Consider the following 15,464-nt stretch of genomic DNA (forward strand, 5'->3'; position numbering starts at 1 on the left):
CGATATGAGTCATATTAATCTGCTTAAGGTATTAAAAGACAAGTCCAAACAGGTCACGCCTAAACTTGAGAAATCTCCTTTTCAGAAAGACTTTATTCGCGCCATTGAAATGATGCCACAACTGATTTGGGTTAGTTCAGCCGGACATCATCTATATAATTCTAATTTTAAACAGTATCTTGCTTCAGATGAGCAAAGCCTGACTGCTCAAAGCTGGCTGAATGCCATTCACCCGGAAGATGCCGAGCATCTGTGTTTTTTATGGGAAAGTGCGCAAAAAAGTGGTCAGAGTTTTGAAAAAGAATGCCGGATTCGGGATCGCCAGCAGCGCTATCACTGGTTTTTGTTAATTGCCCGAAATTCGCAGCAGCTCGAGGGTTGTGACCAGTGGATGATCAGCTGTACCAATATTCATGACAGTGCGGTGAAATATCGGGAAACCAAAGATACCTTACGTGCCCACACCCATATGCTGGATGTCAGTGTTGACTGTATCCAGATTGTCAAACCGGATGGCTCACTGTCGCATATGAACCGTTCAGGTTGCCAGGCCTTGCTAGGCAAAGAGCGGGAAAAGAACTTCGGCATGAAATGGCTTGACCTATTACCACCCGAAGCTCGTGAAAAAGGTCAGCAGGCCATTCGTGAGGCGATTAAAGGCAAAAATTCCCGTTTCCCGGGTATGAGCATTAATCAGGATGAAGTGAAATACTGGGACAATATGCTGACCCCAGTGCTGAACGAACACGGCGAAACCACCAGTATTTTATGTGTGTCGCGTGATGTGACCTTGCAAAAAATTGCCGAAGATAAATTAAGACTCAGCAGTGAAGTCGATGATCTGACCAAGCTGATTAACCGCCGAACTTTCCGGAAAAAAACCAAACAGGCAATTCAGGTCGCCAAAGAAACCCGCACATTGGTCGGGGTCATGCTGATTGACCTGGATCATTTTAAAAATATTAACGATACCCTGGGCCATCAGGCCGGCGATCATTTATTAAAAGTATTGTCCAAACGCTTTCAAAAATATATTTCAGAACAGGTCAGTATTGCGCGCCTGGGTGGTGATGAGTTTGCCGTGGTGGTGCATTCGGTTGAAAATGAACAGCAGCTGATTGAACTGGCCAAGAAGTTTGCCAAACTGCTGGATGCACCCATTACCTATAGCGGCCGGGTCATTAACTGCGGCATGAGCATTGGCTGTTCGATGTATCCCAAAGATGCCAGAGAAATTCCCGAACTGATGAAATGTGCCGATACCGCGCTGAATGACCTGAAAGCCGGTGGCCGAGGTGGCATCCGCATGTTTGATCATTCTATGCTGGCGGCGGTCCAGAGCAAGGCAGAGCAGTTGCAGACTGCACGCATGATTATTCGTGAACAGCGGATTGTACCGTTTTATCAGCCGAAAGTGTGTATTGAAACCGGTGAGCTGATTGGCTTTGAGGCTTTATTACGCTGGCAGGATGCACAGCAGCGTTACCGTTATCCGAAAGAGCTGCTAGAAGCCTTTAGCGATTATGAGCTGACTACAAAAATCAGTGAATTGATGCAGCAGGCGATTTTTAGTGATTTACAAAGCTGGATCAAACAGGGTCTACAGACGGTGCCGGTGTCAATTAATGCTTCGCCGGTGGAATTGATGCGCGATAACTACGCAGAAGTGCTGTTAAAACGGATGCAGCATTATCAGATTCCGGCGCAATTAATTGAAATTGAAATTACTGAGCAATCGCTGGCCGAGCGTGGCTCTGAATGTGTGATTCGTACCATCCATAAACTGAAACAGGCCGGTATTCGCATTTCGCTGGATGATTTTGGCACCGGACATTCCTCCTTAACCCATTTACGTGATTATCCGGTAGATAGCCTGAAAATTGACTGTGATTTCGTCAACCGCATCAATAGTGATAAATCAATTCAGGCCATTGTCGAAGCGATTATCAAGTTAGGGCCGGTTTTGTCCTTGGATATTATTGCCGAAGGCATTGAAACCAAGGAGCAGTTTGAAACCCTGAAACAGTTTGGCTGCCATTTTGGTCAGGGCTATTTATTTAGCAATGCTGTCAATCAGCTTGAAGCCAAGCAGATGTTAAAAGCCGCTTCATAATCTTCAAATTTCTACGATATAAAAATATAAAAACGGGCACATGGCCCGTTTTTATTTGCGAGGGAACAGAGGTTTAAGCAGTGAGAGCAGTATCACTATGCTGTAATACCTGTGCCATGGCATGTGCCACTGCATCGACATTGTTCTGGTTGAGTCCTGCCACACACATCCGGCCACTACGCACCAGATAAATACCAAACTCCTGCTTGAGCTGATCGACTTGGGCTGCACTCAAGCCAGTATAGCTGAACATGCCGCGCTGCCGGGTCAGATAGTCAAAAGATTGCCCCGGTAAGGCAAGTTCGAGCTGCTGTTTTAAACGCTCACGCATCTGTTGAATGCGCTCACGCATTTCGGTCAGTTCGTCCTGCCAGCTTTGGTACAGCGTCGGCGTGTGTAACACATGCTGAATCAGCATCGCGCCGGTAGTCGGCGGGCTGGAATAAATCCGGCGTACGGTGGCTTTCAGCTGGCCTAACACGCTTTGGGCGGTGGTGGCATCATCACAGACCGCACTTAAGCTGCCAACCCGTTCGCCATATAAAGAGAAAATTTTGGAAAATGAATGGCTGACCAGAAAATTCAGGCCGGCCCTGTCCATCGCCCGGATAGCATAAGCATCTGCGTGAAAATCTTCGGCGAAGCCCTGATAGGCCATATCCAAGAGCGGAATTAGCTGCTTCTGCGCCAGTAGCTCAATCAGCTGATCCCACTGCGCTGGCAACAAGTCGGCACCGGTCGGGTTATGACAGCAGGGATGTAGCAGAACAATACTTTGTGCCGGCAGTTGTTGCAGGCAATCCAGCATGGCAGCAAAGTTCACCTGACCGCTATGCGGATCAAAATACGGATATTCATGACAGCGAATGCCGGCGCCCTGGAAAATCGCAATATGGTTATCCCAAGTCGGGCGGCTGACCCATAATTCAGAGGCCGGGAAATAGCGTTTTAAGAAATCTGCCGCCACTTTTAGCGCGCCCGAACCACCCAGCGTTTGTAAGGTCACTACACGACCGGCCTGACAAGCCGGACTATCTTCGCCAAAAATTAGCGCTTGGACGGCGCTGTTATAAGCCGGCATACCTTGCATTGGCAGGTACAGTTTGACCTTCTGCTGCTCGGCATTTAGGTCCTGATAAGCCTGCTGGATGGCACGCAACTGCGGAACCTGCTGGGCCTCGTTATAATACAGCCCGATGCTAAGATTAACTTTATGCGGACGCGGATCATGCTGGAATTCTTCCATCAGGGACAGAATCGGATCGCCGGCATAGGTATCGACATGTTGAAACATACAATCTTCCTGAATTAATAGCTTTTGGCTTTGATGAGCGCAGGATCGCGCGCCAGTTTTTTCTGTTTAAGGTAATAGGCCAGCGATAACAGGCCAATCCATACCGGCAGCAGACCGACTGCAATACGCATCGATGGGGTCTGGCTCATAATCACCAAGATACCGAGCATAAAGGCAATACACAGGTAATTGGTAAACGGATAGGCAATACTTGGGAACAGGGTTTGCTGTTGCTGCGCCAGCATCTGACGTTTAAATTTCAGATGGGTATAGGAAATCACCACCCAGTTAATCACAATGGCTGCCACCACCAGCATCATCAACAGGCTGAACGCCGTTTCCGGGAACAGGTAATTCAGCAGCACACAGAGCAGGGTGAAAAAGGCCGAAACCATCACCGCATTTACCGGAATACCGCGTGAATTGATTTTGCTTAAAAACTTCGGCGCATTGCCTTGTTCCGCCAGACCTAAAAGCATACGGCTGGTACAGTAGTTGGTACTATTATAGACCGACACCGCCGCAGTCAAGATCACGAAATTCAGCACGGTAGCAACGCCTTGACTGCCCAAAGAATCAAACATCATCACGAACGGGCTGCCGCCTTGTGCCATCTGGTTCCATGGATATAAGGCCAGAATAATCAGCAGGGTTAAAATGTAGAATAATAAAACCCGGTATACGATCTGATTGACCGCTTTCGGTAAGGTCTTTTTCGGGTTGTCAGTTTCTGCTGCGGCAATACCGACCAGCTCAATACCGCCAAAGGCAAACATGATCATGGCCATTGCCATCACCAGGCCCATCACACCATTGGGGAAAAAGCCGCCAAGTTCCCATAAATTGCTTAAATGCGCCTGCGGACCGCCGTTACCGGACGCCAGCAGATAGCTACCAAACGCAATCATGGCCACAATCGCCAGCACTTTAATAATCGCCAGCCAGAATTCCATTTCGCCAAACAGTTTGACATGCAGCAGGTTAATCACATTAATAAAAATAAAGAAGCCCAGTGCCGAGACCCAGGTCGGAATCTCCGGCCACCAGTAATGGATATACAGGCCAATGGCACTCAGTTCGGCCATACACACCAGCACATTCAGTACCCAGTAATTCCAGCCCGACATAAAGCCGGCAAACTTGCCCCAGTATTTATAGGCAAAATGACTAAAAGAACCGCTGACCGGTTCTTCGACAATCATTTCACCCAGTTGACGCATCATTAAAAATGCAATCAGGCCAGCAATGGCATAACCCAGAATGACCGAGGGGCCGGCCAGTTTAATGGTCTGGGAGATGCCGAGGAATAATCCGGTGCCAATTGAGCCACCGAGGGCAATGAGCTGGATATGCCGGTTGCTCAAGCCCTTATGTAGTTTGCCATCATGTTGTTGCATCTTTTATCATCCATGTAAAATCGACATCACTGTGTTGTTATTGTTTTGGCGCAGGTGATGTGATTGCTGAAATTTAAACATGCGTCGCCCCTGACACATGCCAAATCGCATGTGCAAGAGCGGCGTTGTCGGGATTTAGAACACCTGAAAATCAGGCAGAGACGTCAAGCACGCCACGTTTAATCTGGTCGCGCTCAATCGATTCGAACAGGGCTTTGAAGTTTCCTTCGCCAAAGCCATCATCTGCTTTACGTTGAATAAATTCGAAGAACACCGGGCCAATCATATTTTCCGAGAAAATCTGTAGCAGCAGGCGTTTTTCACCATCTTTGGTATTGCCATCCAGCAAAATGCCACGCTGTTGCAGCTCTGCAGTCGGTTCGCCATGTTCCGGTAAACGTTCTGCCAGCATTTCATAATAGGTTGCCGGTGGTGGGGTCATAAACTTGGCACCCATGGCTTTGAGCTTGTCCCAGGTCGCCAGTAAGTCATCGGTTGAGAAGGCAATATGCTGAATGCCTTCGCCGTTAAATTCTGACAGGAACTCGGCAATTTGTCCGTTGCCTTTGTCCGAGTCTTCATTCAGTGGAATACGGATTTTGCCATCTGGTGCAGTCAGCGCTTTTGAGGTCAAACCAGTGTATTCACCTTTAATATCGAAGTAGCGGATTTCCTGGAAATTAAAGATTTTTTCATAGAAATTGGCCCAGTACTGCATCCGGCCTTTGTAGACATTATGGGTTAAATGGTCAATTTCTTTTAAACCAGTACCCACCGGGCGCGGATCAACACCTTCAAAGAACTCGAAATCCTGCTGATAGATATCGCAGTCGACCAGAAAGATTGGTGAGCCACCAATGCCTTTAATCGCTGGAATATTCAGTTCCATAGGACCAATCACGTTTTTGATTGGTTCGGCACCGAGTTCGAGCGCTTTCTGATAGGCACGGGTTGCATTTTTGGTCTTAAAGCCCATGGCGCAGGCCGATGGACCATGTTCATTAAAGAAATACGATGCATAGGATTCTGGCTGATAGTTCAGAATGATATTGATGTCGCCCTGACGCCATAAGTAGACATTTTTGGATTTGTGCTTAGCCACTTGGGTAAAACCGAGCGTTTGAAAAACTGAATCCAGAGCGCCATTTTCCGAGACAAACTCAATAAATTCAAATCCGCATAGCTCTAAAGGGTTAGCTAAGTTGTGCATGTTCCATCCTCATGTATGGTGAGCAATCCAATTGCTTCACTTGTTGTTTTTGCAGGAATTTCCTGAAATCAGGGAGTTCCAGATGAAAATATCTTAGCAAGAGTTAATCTTTGTTCAATACGTAATATGATTACGCATTTCGTAACTTACAACTCAAATCAGGCTTAATGATAAATTAAAGTAATGATATTTATAAAATATTGTTTTGTGTTTTATTGGTGAATAGGAAGAAATATAATTGTAACTTTTTGTAAATGATGATGGGTGGGCTATGATTTTTAATGAATTAGTTAATGATTTTAAAAGGTTTTTAATGGTGGTGTTTTGACTGTAAATATCCAATAGAAGGTAATTTTAATGCGGATAATTTTTTATCCAAAAGTAATTTGAGTCTTTCGACGTGATTTAACCCGGAAGATAGGAGATCAATTGGAGGAAAGCTGTGTTTTGCTAAATGTGAAAGGAAATCCGGAAGAATGCTAAAAAACATCCAGAAAACTATTGTCAAAGCTGGAAATAGCGCGTATTTTATTTTTCAGACACATACTTTTTTGAAGAAATAAAGATGTTAAAGCAACCTGTAATCTCAAACGCATACTATTACTTCTGGCAGTTTAGATAATTGCCTGAACGCGTTCGGGCAAAATAAGGTTGCCCACCAGTTGATACCTGATCGGCAACCCTGATCAGGTTTTTTTATATCTTGAATTTAATCAATCTTTTGGAGATTCTCATGCGTACATTTAACTATTCATACTTTAGCAACTTTTATTGGTTTTACTTTAGTCAAGCTATGACCAACCTGACCTGTATTAGACCCATATCGCTCAAATAAAAGTTCGGACTGTCAAACCACAGTCCAAAGGAAGAATCAATGAACGCTTTAAATACTGCATTACAACAATCTTCAGCCAAAGAAATAATTTTAAGCTTACCTTATCAGCTCAAGTCACAATTGCCGCTTTCTGGCGCGCTGGCACAGCAAATTGCCGAGCAGCGTCAAACCATTCAGAATATTCTTAACGGTATCGATTCACGTTTGCTGGTGATTACCGGCCCATGCTCCATCCATGATCCTGCGGCAGCACTGGAATACGCACAAAAATTACAACAACTGCAAAGCCAGGTGGCAGACCAGATTTTCCTGGTAATGCGCGCCTATATCGAAAAACCGCGCACCACGGTTGGCTGGAAAGGCTTCTTATACGATCCAGAATTAAACGGTTCATCCAATATGCAATTGGGACTGGAAAAGTCACGTGAACTGTACTTGCAAATTATTGAAATGGGGCTGCCTATTGCCTCGGAAATTCTAAGCCCGATGGCAACGGCCTACTTTGACGATTTACTGGCCTGGGGTGCGATTGGCGCGCGTACCAGTGAATCTCAGATTCACCGTGAAATTTCTAGCCACATGCCGTACAGCATTGGCTTCAAAAATGGTACCGATGGTTCGGTACAAATTGCTTTAGACGCAATTCAATCGGCTTCACATCCGCATCAGTTCTTAGGCATGAGCCAGCAAGGTTTACCGTGTATTTTAGAATCACAGGGCAACCCGAAAGCACATCTGATTTTACGTGGCGCCAATATTGGCCCGAACTACCAGCTGGCTGAAATTGAAAAAATCAAAGCCAAAGTCAAAGGCGAGATGCCAGTGCTGGTGATTGATTGCAGTCATGGCAACAGCAGTAAAAATCCGTTATTACAACCAGAGGTGTTAAAAACCATTGTGGCAGAGCGTGCACAGACTCAGGTTCGCGGTGTCATGCTGGAAAGTCATCTGGTGGATGGACAACAGAAAATCTCGGATCAGATGACCTATGGCCAGTCCGTGACCGATGGCTGTTTAGGCTGGAACAAGACTGAACAGTTATTGTTTCAGGTCGCACAAGAACTGGTCTTACGACCGTTAAAACGTAGTGCTTAAACTGCAATTGTATTGAATGAATAGCCCCTGAACCTCAGGGGCTTATTTTTTATCAGCACCTTAAAATTAAAATAGAAAAGTTTGATGAAATTGGCAGATTATCTTGAATTTTTTGAATAAGTTGAAATTTTTATTGATTGTGAAATCAGGATGATTGATGCAATATCGACAACATGCTCAGCGCTGCCAATCGGTTGAATACCGGCGCGTTGGGGCCAAAAATGATGACAGAACAGATAGTGAATAATTGATGATGTACAGTGCAGAATTACTCGAAGATGCGCGTAAGTTTATGTTTCATATGCTCAGCAAAGTGGTTGAGTTTGGGGGATCAGATTTATTTATTACCGCGGATTTTCCACCGAGCATTAAACATCAGGGCATGATGAAAGCGCTGGGACAACAGGCGCTGACCGCAGAAAAAACCAAGCTGTTTGCCTACAGCCTCATGAATGAAAAACAGCGTAGCGAGTTTGAAACTGATCTGGAATGCAACTTTGCCATTAGTGTGCCGGAGGTATCGCGTTTTCGGGTCAATGTGTTTCAACAGCAGCTGCATGTCGGGATGGTGATTCGAACCATTAGCGCGGAAATTCCAAACTTTAGCCAGCTGAAACTGCCGGAATCGCTGAAGCATATTATTATGGAAAAGCGCGGTCTGGTGCTGGTGGTGGGGGGAACCGGTTCAGGTAAATCGACCTCTTTGGCGGCGATGATTGATCATCGTAATGAAAATTCAGCCGGGCATATTATTACCGTGGAAGACCCGGTGGAATATGTGCACAAGCATAAAAAGTCGATGATTACCCATCGTGAAGTCGGGGTCGACAGCCATTCCTGGCACAATGCGCTGAAAAATACCTTACGTCAGGCACCGGATGTGATTTTAATTGGCGAGATCCGCGACACCGAAACCATGGAACATGCGATTGCCTTTGCTGAAACCGGGCATTTATGTTTGGGCACCTTGCATGCCAATAACGCCAACCAGACGCTGGACCGGATTATCAACTTTTTCCCGGAAGAGCGCCGTAACCAGTTGCTGATGGATCTGTCGTCCAATATGAAGGCCATTATTTCCCAGCGTCTGGTGCGTACCGAAGATGGTAAAGGCCGCCGTGCGGCAGTCGAGATTATGCTGAATACGCCGCTGATTTCTGAACTGATTTTAAAAGGCCAGTTCCATGAGTTAAAGTCGATTATGGGCAAATCGCGTGAACTGGGCATGCAGACGTTTGATCAGGCCCTATTTGATTTGTATAACGAAGGCGCGATTTCCTATGAAGAAGCAATTCGTAATGCCGATTCGATGAATGAATTGCGCTTACAGATTAAATTGAAAAGTAACCGGCCAAGCGAAGCTTCGGCAGCTATGAGCTTTAGCATGCTGGAAGAGCCAAAACCGGAAGATGAAGATACGGAATCTGCTCCTCAACAGAGTGCTTAAGCTGCAATTTATCTAGCATCACTTAAAAAATAAAACGCCCAATTGGGGCGTTTTTTTAATTTAGGCCGTGGCTGGGTGATTAACCACAAACTTATAAAAGAGCAGACTCGACAACACCACCCCGGCACAGACCAGATAGGTGATACTATAGCCTTGCCAGCTAATCAGTAAGCCGACCAGTAGCGAACCGAGGGCAATGCCAATATCGTAGCAGGTGAAGAAAGTTGAGGTGGCATGGCCAATCCGCGATTTAGGCGCGCGCTGAATCGCCAAGGTTTGTAAACATGGTTGCAAGGTGCCGAATCCCATCCCAATAAAGATCGCAGAGACCATAAAACTGACCACACCCTGCATCTGGCTGAGCAATGCCAGACCTGCGGCAAACATTAAGATTGAAGGATAAATCACATAGCGTGGACCATAACGGTCATAAATTTTCCCGGTAATCGGGCGCAGGCTCATCATGGAAATAGCAAACACAATAAAGAACATGCTGGCATAACTGAGCAGGTCTTTTTCTTCGGCATAGGTGGAAATAAAAGACATGATGCTGGCATAAGAAAAGGCCACCAGCATCGCCATCACTGAAACCGTTAAGGCTTTTTTTTCCATAAAGTCATGCAGCGACAGCTTACGGCGAACAGTTTCAGCAGTCGCATTTTTTTCTGGCTCACGTAGCGGAATCATAAAACAGAAGGCAAAGCCCAGGCTGATAATCACCGCCAGCACAGTCGCGATAATGCTATAGGACCAGGTCTGGATTAAGGAAATACCCAGCAAAGGTCCGAGGACAATCCCTAAATTCACCGACATGACAAAATAGCCCATGCCTTCGCCTTTACGTTGCTCCGGAATAAAGTCATTGGCAATTGGCACAGTAACGGTGGTTAAAATACTGAACCAGATACCATGAATAAAACGGATGATCAGCAGCAGGGTCAGGTTGTCAGCAAAAATATAGGCAAAAGACAGCAGGCAGAACATGCTTTCGGACAGGAACAAGGTCTTTTTACGGCCCAGCTTTTCAATAATCAACCCGCTAAATGGCCGCACCAGAATAGAGGACACCATAAACAAGGTCATGGCCAGACCGGCCTGCGCCAGTGAACCGTTCAGCTCATTCAGGATGTAAATTGGCAGAATGGTGGTCTGGGCAAAATAGAAAATAAACAGAAACAGGTTATTGGAAAAACACAGAAGAAAAGGTTTGTTCCATAAAGGCTGTGACGCGGTGTTTGACATATTAAACCTTTGTGCTGGGATCAATAGGGCGTTTGTTGTTGTGCTGATCTGCCGCTATTGATATATGGGAGAGATAAGGCCTATCTTAAATTATTTTATGGTAAAAATATAGTATTGCTATAATTTATGTAAATTTTAATGTTATTTAATAAATTTAATTAATAAAATTATCTTATTGTGATAATTATATTCATTTAATGGGGTTTTGAGCTAAAAAAATCAGCCCGTAGGCTGATCTTCTTGCAAGATTATTTTTTATAAGCCGGCTTCATATTCGCTGCTTGAAAGCAGTTTTTCGACATCGGCCAGGTTGTCTGGCTTGATTTTATAAATCCAGCCTTTGCCATACGGCTCATCATTCACAAAATCCGGGTCATCTTCCAGCGCCGGGTTAATTTCAACCACTGTGCCGGATACTGGCGCGTGAATGTCAGACGCAGTTTTTACGGATTCCACCACGCCGGCCTGTTCACCCGCGGTTACTTGCTGGCCCACTTCAGGTGCTTCGACATAGACCAGATCGCCCAGTGCATCTTGAGCATGATCAGAAATACCTGTAACAACAAGATCACCTTCAATGCGTACCCATTCGTGTGTACGTGCATATTTCAGTTCTGAAGGGTGATTCATGATGACTCCTTAACTATTTAAATCATTTTTGGCATGTTTATACATGCTTTTGCAGAAAAACAAAAGTTTTATAAATACGGATCTTTACGCCAGTTGCTTGGACTGCGGCCACTCCAGCGCTTAAAGGCGCGGCTAAAATTGGCGACATCGCTATAGCCCAGTTCATCGGCAATCTGTTCCAGGGTGTAATCGGTACGTGACAGCAGCGAGGTGGCATGCCGGTAACGGACTTCATCAACCAGGGTAGAAAAAGAGGTACCTTCGGCTGCCAGCTGGCGTTTCAGGGTGCGATCTGACATATGCAGCTGGTCGGCGACATGCTCGATACTTAAATAATGCTGTTCGGAATTGGTCAGAATATCGCGCACGCGCATCGACAGGCGGCGCCGTTCACCCAAGGCAGAAAGTTCGGCTTCGCACTGGTTAATGGCAATCTGGCTGGCAATAGGATCGGCATGAATCATTTTCAGCCCCAAATACTGCTTGTCAAAACTCAAGATCAGATAGGGCTGGTCAAAACGGAAACTGTGATTCGGGAATTTGGCTGCATATTTTTCAAAGCCCAGCGGTTCCGGGAAATCAAAATCGACTTCACCAGAAAGATGCTCCATGCCGGTAATGGCTTTGGCCATGGTGATCATGCCAATAATCAGTGCAATCGCAATTTCGGTTCTGAGCGGTTCCAGATCAATTTCACCTTGCAGCTGCAGGGTGGCTTTTTCACCAAAGGTAGAGAAAAACAGCTGTAAAAAGGGCATCCGCAGCTGAATAAAGCGGTTGGCCAGCATTAAAGCATCACTAATATCATTGGCAGTCATAATCGCATAGCCGATAAAGCCATGAATCGAGATGCGCATTTGCGTGCCTAAATGATAGCCCAGCGTCGATTCACCGGTGAGATACAGCGCATGTTTGACCATGTCATTGGCCATGCTGGTCGGAATCCGAAAGTCAGGATCGGCCAGTTGTTCAGTGGTCAGATGGAAGGGAGCAAAAAAGGTTTCAGCGTTATATCCCCAACGGGAAACAACATTCAGAATAAGTAAGCCATAAACACCAGGAACACCCTGATCCTGACGCGGTAAAAGTGTTTTCATGCACGGTCCATTGCACTAATGAGTATTATTTTTTAAATTTGCTTGCCTATATTGGCATGAAAAAAACCGGAAAACTAGAAAAATTGTTTGACAAAATGACTGCTTAGGCCACCTGTGCATCCCGCCGGAACACCACAATTTTGGTGGTCGAAATCAGTAAAACTTCACCATGCTGGTTTAAGGCCTGTGTCACATAACTGACCAGACCACGGTCCAGCTTGGTTTTTGATGGACTGATGGCGGTAATTTCAACATCAACATGAATCAGGTCACCCGGACGGGTCGGACGCGGCCAGCGCAGACTGGATTCTGAACCAATCAGGCCATGTGCCACCGGAAAACATTCGGTCCATAAACGCATGGTTACCGCGGCAGTATGCCAGCCACTGGCGGCAATGCCTTGAAATACCGGATGCTGCGCGGCTTGCTGCACATCGGTATGGAAAATTTGTGGGTCATACAGGTGGGCAAACTGCTGAATTTCTTCTAAAGTCATTTCGTAGTCACGACTGACAAAGTGATCACCCACCTTCAAATCTTCCAGATACAACATATCAGGTTCCTTGTTTTTGCTTTAATTGTTGTTGCTCAATCAGAAAGCCACCAGTTTGGCGTTGCCACAGCTGAGCGTAAATTCCGTTCAGTGCCACCAGTTCATCATGCGTGCCTTGTTCGGCAATCTGACCCTGATCCAGCACAATCAGGCGATCCATCTGCGCAATGGTCGATAAACGGTGAGCAATCGCAATAACGGTTTTACCTTGCATCAGTTCATCCAGACTGGACTGAATTGCGGCTTCAACTTCAGAATCCAGCGCACTGGTGGCTTCATCCAGAATTAAAATGGGCGCATCTTTTAAGAATACCCGGGCAATCGCAATCCGCTGACGTTGTCCGCCCGACAGTTTCACGCCGCGTTCACCCACATAGGCTTCATAACCGCGTTTGCCACGTAAATCGGTCAGCTGCGGAATAAATTCTTCAGCCTTGGCTTTGGCCACTGCAGCATACATCTCTTCATCGCTGGCATCAGGGCGGCCATATTTAATATTTTCAGCCACGGTACGATGCAGCAGCGACGTGTCCTGTGTTACCAGCGCGATATTCTTACGCAGGCTGTCCTGGGTGACATCGACAATATCCTGACCATCAATCAGAATCCGGCCCTGATTAATCTGATAAAAATGCAGTAACAGCTGGATGAGGGTCGATTTCCCGGCACCGGAACGTCCGACAATCCCGATTTTTTCACCCGGACGGATGGTCAGGTTAAACTGCTCAATTACGTTTTTGTCGTTATAGGCAAAGCTGACATTTTCAAATTTGATTTCGCCCTGTGCGACATTTAAGGTTTTGGCATCCGGTTTATCTTCAATTGTGATCGGGCGGCCGAGGGTTTTCATCCCGTCTTGAATGGTACCGACATTTTCAAACAGCGCCGAGGTTTGCCACATCATAAATTCAGCGATGCTGTTCAGCTTGAGAATCATGGCGGTGGTGGCGGCAATAATGCCGAGTTCTGCCTGACCATTCATCCATAACCACAGCGCCGTACCCAGTACACCGACATACAGCACAACCGTTAGCAGGTTAATGCTGATTTCATACTGCGCGCCCAAGCGCATCTGTTTATAGACCGTGACCATAAATTCCTGCATGGATTCTTTGGCATACTGGCTTTCACGGCCGGCATGGGCAAACAGTTTCACAGTCTGGATGTTGGTATAGGCATCGGTCACGCGGCCGGTCATGACGGCGCGGGCATCAGCCTGGCTATTGGAGATTCTGCTTAAACGTGGAATAAAATAACTGGCTGCGGCAATAAACAGGCCCAGCCATACCAGCAACGGGATAATCAGCATAGGTGAAATGGCGCCTAACACCACGCTGATGGTAATAAAGTAAATCACCACATAGGCCAGCATATCGCCCAGAATAATCCAGAATTCTCGTACCGCCAGCGCTGTTTGCATGACTTTGGCCGATAGCCGCCCGGCAAAATCATTATGGAAAAAATCCAGACTTTGACGCAGCAGTAAGTTGTGAAAACGCCAGCGCAGGCGCATCGGGAAATTACTATATAAAATCTGATGTTTGATAATGGATTGCAAACTAGCAAAGAAAATATTGGCCAGCAGGATAAAAGTCAGAATAGTCAGATTAGTTTGATGTTCGGCCAGAAAGGTATCTGGCTGACTTTGACTGAGCCAGTTCACCAGCTCGCCAATTTTGGCATAGAGCAGGGCTTCAAAACTTGCCGCACCTGCGGTACACAGCACCAATAGCAATAAGTACGGACGAACACCGCGCGCGGCCTGCCAGACAAAAGGAAAAAAACGGGTAGGTAGTGGTTTATTTAAACCTTTGGTGGGGTATGGATTAACCAGGCTCTCGAACCACTTAAACATACACAATGTCCTTTTGAGCAAGCAGATTGATGATCATCATTGGTATCGGCCATGCGGCTTGTACAGACGAAGAGCATGTTCTATTCAATGCGCTACTGATCACGATTACCGCTTGCGAGATAAACAACAGATTTATTGCCAAGAATACCCAGTTTAAAAGAAAAGTAAAACTTTTCAGGGCGGTGCTGCTTTAAAATCAGGCAGATAAATAAGGCTTTGCAGTTGAAAGAAACCTCATATTTTTTGCGAGCTTCGATCAGAAAATATCTGCCTGAAACTTACAGAATTTCAATCTCGACTACATCAATATCGGTTGGTTTATAACGGTGTGTATCCACTTCACCGACCACCCGGACTTTTTTACCCGGATTCAGCAATTGCGCCGGTGTCGCCAGATCATGATCAATTTCGACATGGATGATGCCGGTCTGATCCTGAAGCTGGTACATATCATCTTTAATATGTTTATGAATAGTGCCATATACCGTAACCGGTGTTTCATCCGCGGCTTTCAGTGCCTGCGCAGTGGTCATAATATTTTTTGCTGCTTGCGCAATAATTTTCTGGTCATCATCCGCAAAGGCAGGAGCTGAAAGTGCAAGCAGAACACTGGCGAAGATTAACGGCATTTTAATTTTCATGCAGGATGTACCTCTTTCTTTTATAAGCTTAATTTCAGTATACGTAAAAACAGCG

12 protein-coding genes are annotated in these 15,464 nt (G+C 46.0%); 3 read left to right on the top strand and 9 right to left on the bottom strand.

The genetic code is table 11. The annotated features are described in order from the left end of the window. Positions 1 to 4: 4 nt before the first annotated feature. Positions 5 to 2,113, top strand: coding sequence for an EAL domain-containing protein (locus FTT89_RS09535; RefSeq protein ID WP_180006473.1), 2,109 nt, complete (start codon positions 5 to 7; stop codon positions 2,111 to 2,113). 73 nt (positions 2,114 to 2,186) lie between these two features. Here FTT89_RS09535 and FTT89_RS09540 read toward each other — a convergent pair whose 3' ends face one another. From FTT89_RS09540 to hppD, 3 genes are all read right to left on the bottom strand, one after another. Further along, on the bottom strand, positions 2,187 to 3,407 hold the full coding sequence (locus FTT89_RS09540) for an amino acid aminotransferase (RefSeq protein WP_168406284.1): 1,221 nt from the start codon (positions 3,405 to 3,407) through the stop codon (positions 2,187 to 2,189). 14 nt (positions 3,408 to 3,421) lie between these two features. Next, positions 3,422 to 4,804: an amino acid permease gene (locus FTT89_RS09545; protein WP_005178192.1), complete on the bottom strand. Its 1,383-nt coding sequence runs from the start codon at positions 4,802 to 4,804 to the stop codon at positions 3,422 to 3,424. Between the two features lie 151 nt (positions 4,805 to 4,955). Further along, a complete protein-coding gene (hppD, locus tag FTT89_RS09550) occupies positions 4,956 to 6,014 on the bottom strand; it encodes a 4-hydroxyphenylpyruvate dioxygenase (protein WP_168383124.1) in 1,059 nt (352 codons plus the stop codon). An 874-nt stretch (positions 6,015 to 6,888) separates the two neighbouring features. On the opposite strand from hppD, the gene FTT89_RS09555 reads away from it, so the two are divergent. Continuing rightward, complete coding sequence (locus FTT89_RS09555) at positions 6,889 to 7,944, top strand: 3-deoxy-7-phosphoheptulonate synthase (RefSeq protein ID WP_180006474.1); 1,056 nt, start codon at positions 6,889 to 6,891, stop codon at positions 7,942 to 7,944. Positions 7,945 to 8,197: 253 nt separating this feature from the next. Next, positions 8,198 to 9,391: a PilT/PilU family type 4a pilus ATPase gene (locus FTT89_RS09560; protein WP_045794791.1), complete on the top strand. Its 1,194-nt coding sequence runs from the start codon at positions 8,198 to 8,200 to the stop codon at positions 9,389 to 9,391. A 60-nt stretch (positions 9,392 to 9,451) separates the two neighbouring features. Here FTT89_RS09560 and FTT89_RS09565 read toward each other — a convergent pair whose 3' ends face one another. From FTT89_RS09565 to FTT89_RS09595, 6 genes are all read right to left on the bottom strand, one after another. After that, positions 9,452 to 10,633, bottom strand: a complete 1,182-nt coding sequence (locus FTT89_RS09565; protein ID WP_160241281.1) for an MFS transporter — start codon at positions 10,631 to 10,633, stop codon at positions 9,452 to 9,454. A gap of 255 nt (positions 10,634 to 10,888) precedes the next feature. After that, a complete protein-coding gene (gene gcvH, locus FTT89_RS09570; RefSeq protein ID WP_005178176.1) occupies positions 10,889 to 11,263 on the bottom strand; it encodes a glycine cleavage system protein GcvH in 375 nt (124 codons plus the stop codon). A gap of 68 nt (positions 11,264 to 11,331) precedes the next feature. After that, positions 11,332 to 12,360 (bottom strand): AraC family transcriptional regulator, encoded by a 1,029-nt coding sequence (locus FTT89_RS09575; RefSeq protein ID WP_180006475.1) that lies wholly within the window; start codon positions 12,358 to 12,360, stop codon positions 11,332 to 11,334. Between the two features lie 103 nt (positions 12,361 to 12,463). Continuing rightward, entirely contained in the window at positions 12,464 to 12,913 is a 450-nt protein-coding gene (locus FTT89_RS09580; RefSeq protein WP_016658087.1) for a MaoC family dehydratase, read from the bottom strand. Between the two features lies 1 nt (position 12,914). Further along, complete coding sequence (locus tag FTT89_RS09585; protein WP_005178171.1) at positions 12,915 to 14,768, bottom strand: ABC transporter ATP-binding protein; 1,854 nt, start codon at positions 14,766 to 14,768, stop codon at positions 12,915 to 12,917. A gap of 278 nt (positions 14,769 to 15,046) precedes the next feature. Further along, positions 15,047 to 15,409: a NirD/YgiW/YdeI family stress tolerance protein gene (locus tag FTT89_RS09595; protein WP_104473116.1), complete on the bottom strand. Its 363-nt coding sequence runs from the start codon at positions 15,407 to 15,409 to the stop codon at positions 15,047 to 15,049. Between the last annotated feature and the right edge of the window lie 55 nt (positions 15,410 to 15,464).

It is taken from the genome of Acinetobacter sp. YH01025 (assembly GCF_013420185.1).
In the GTDB taxonomy this organism is placed as follows: domain Bacteria; phylum Pseudomonadota; class Gammaproteobacteria; order Pseudomonadales; family Moraxellaceae; genus Acinetobacter; species Acinetobacter indicus.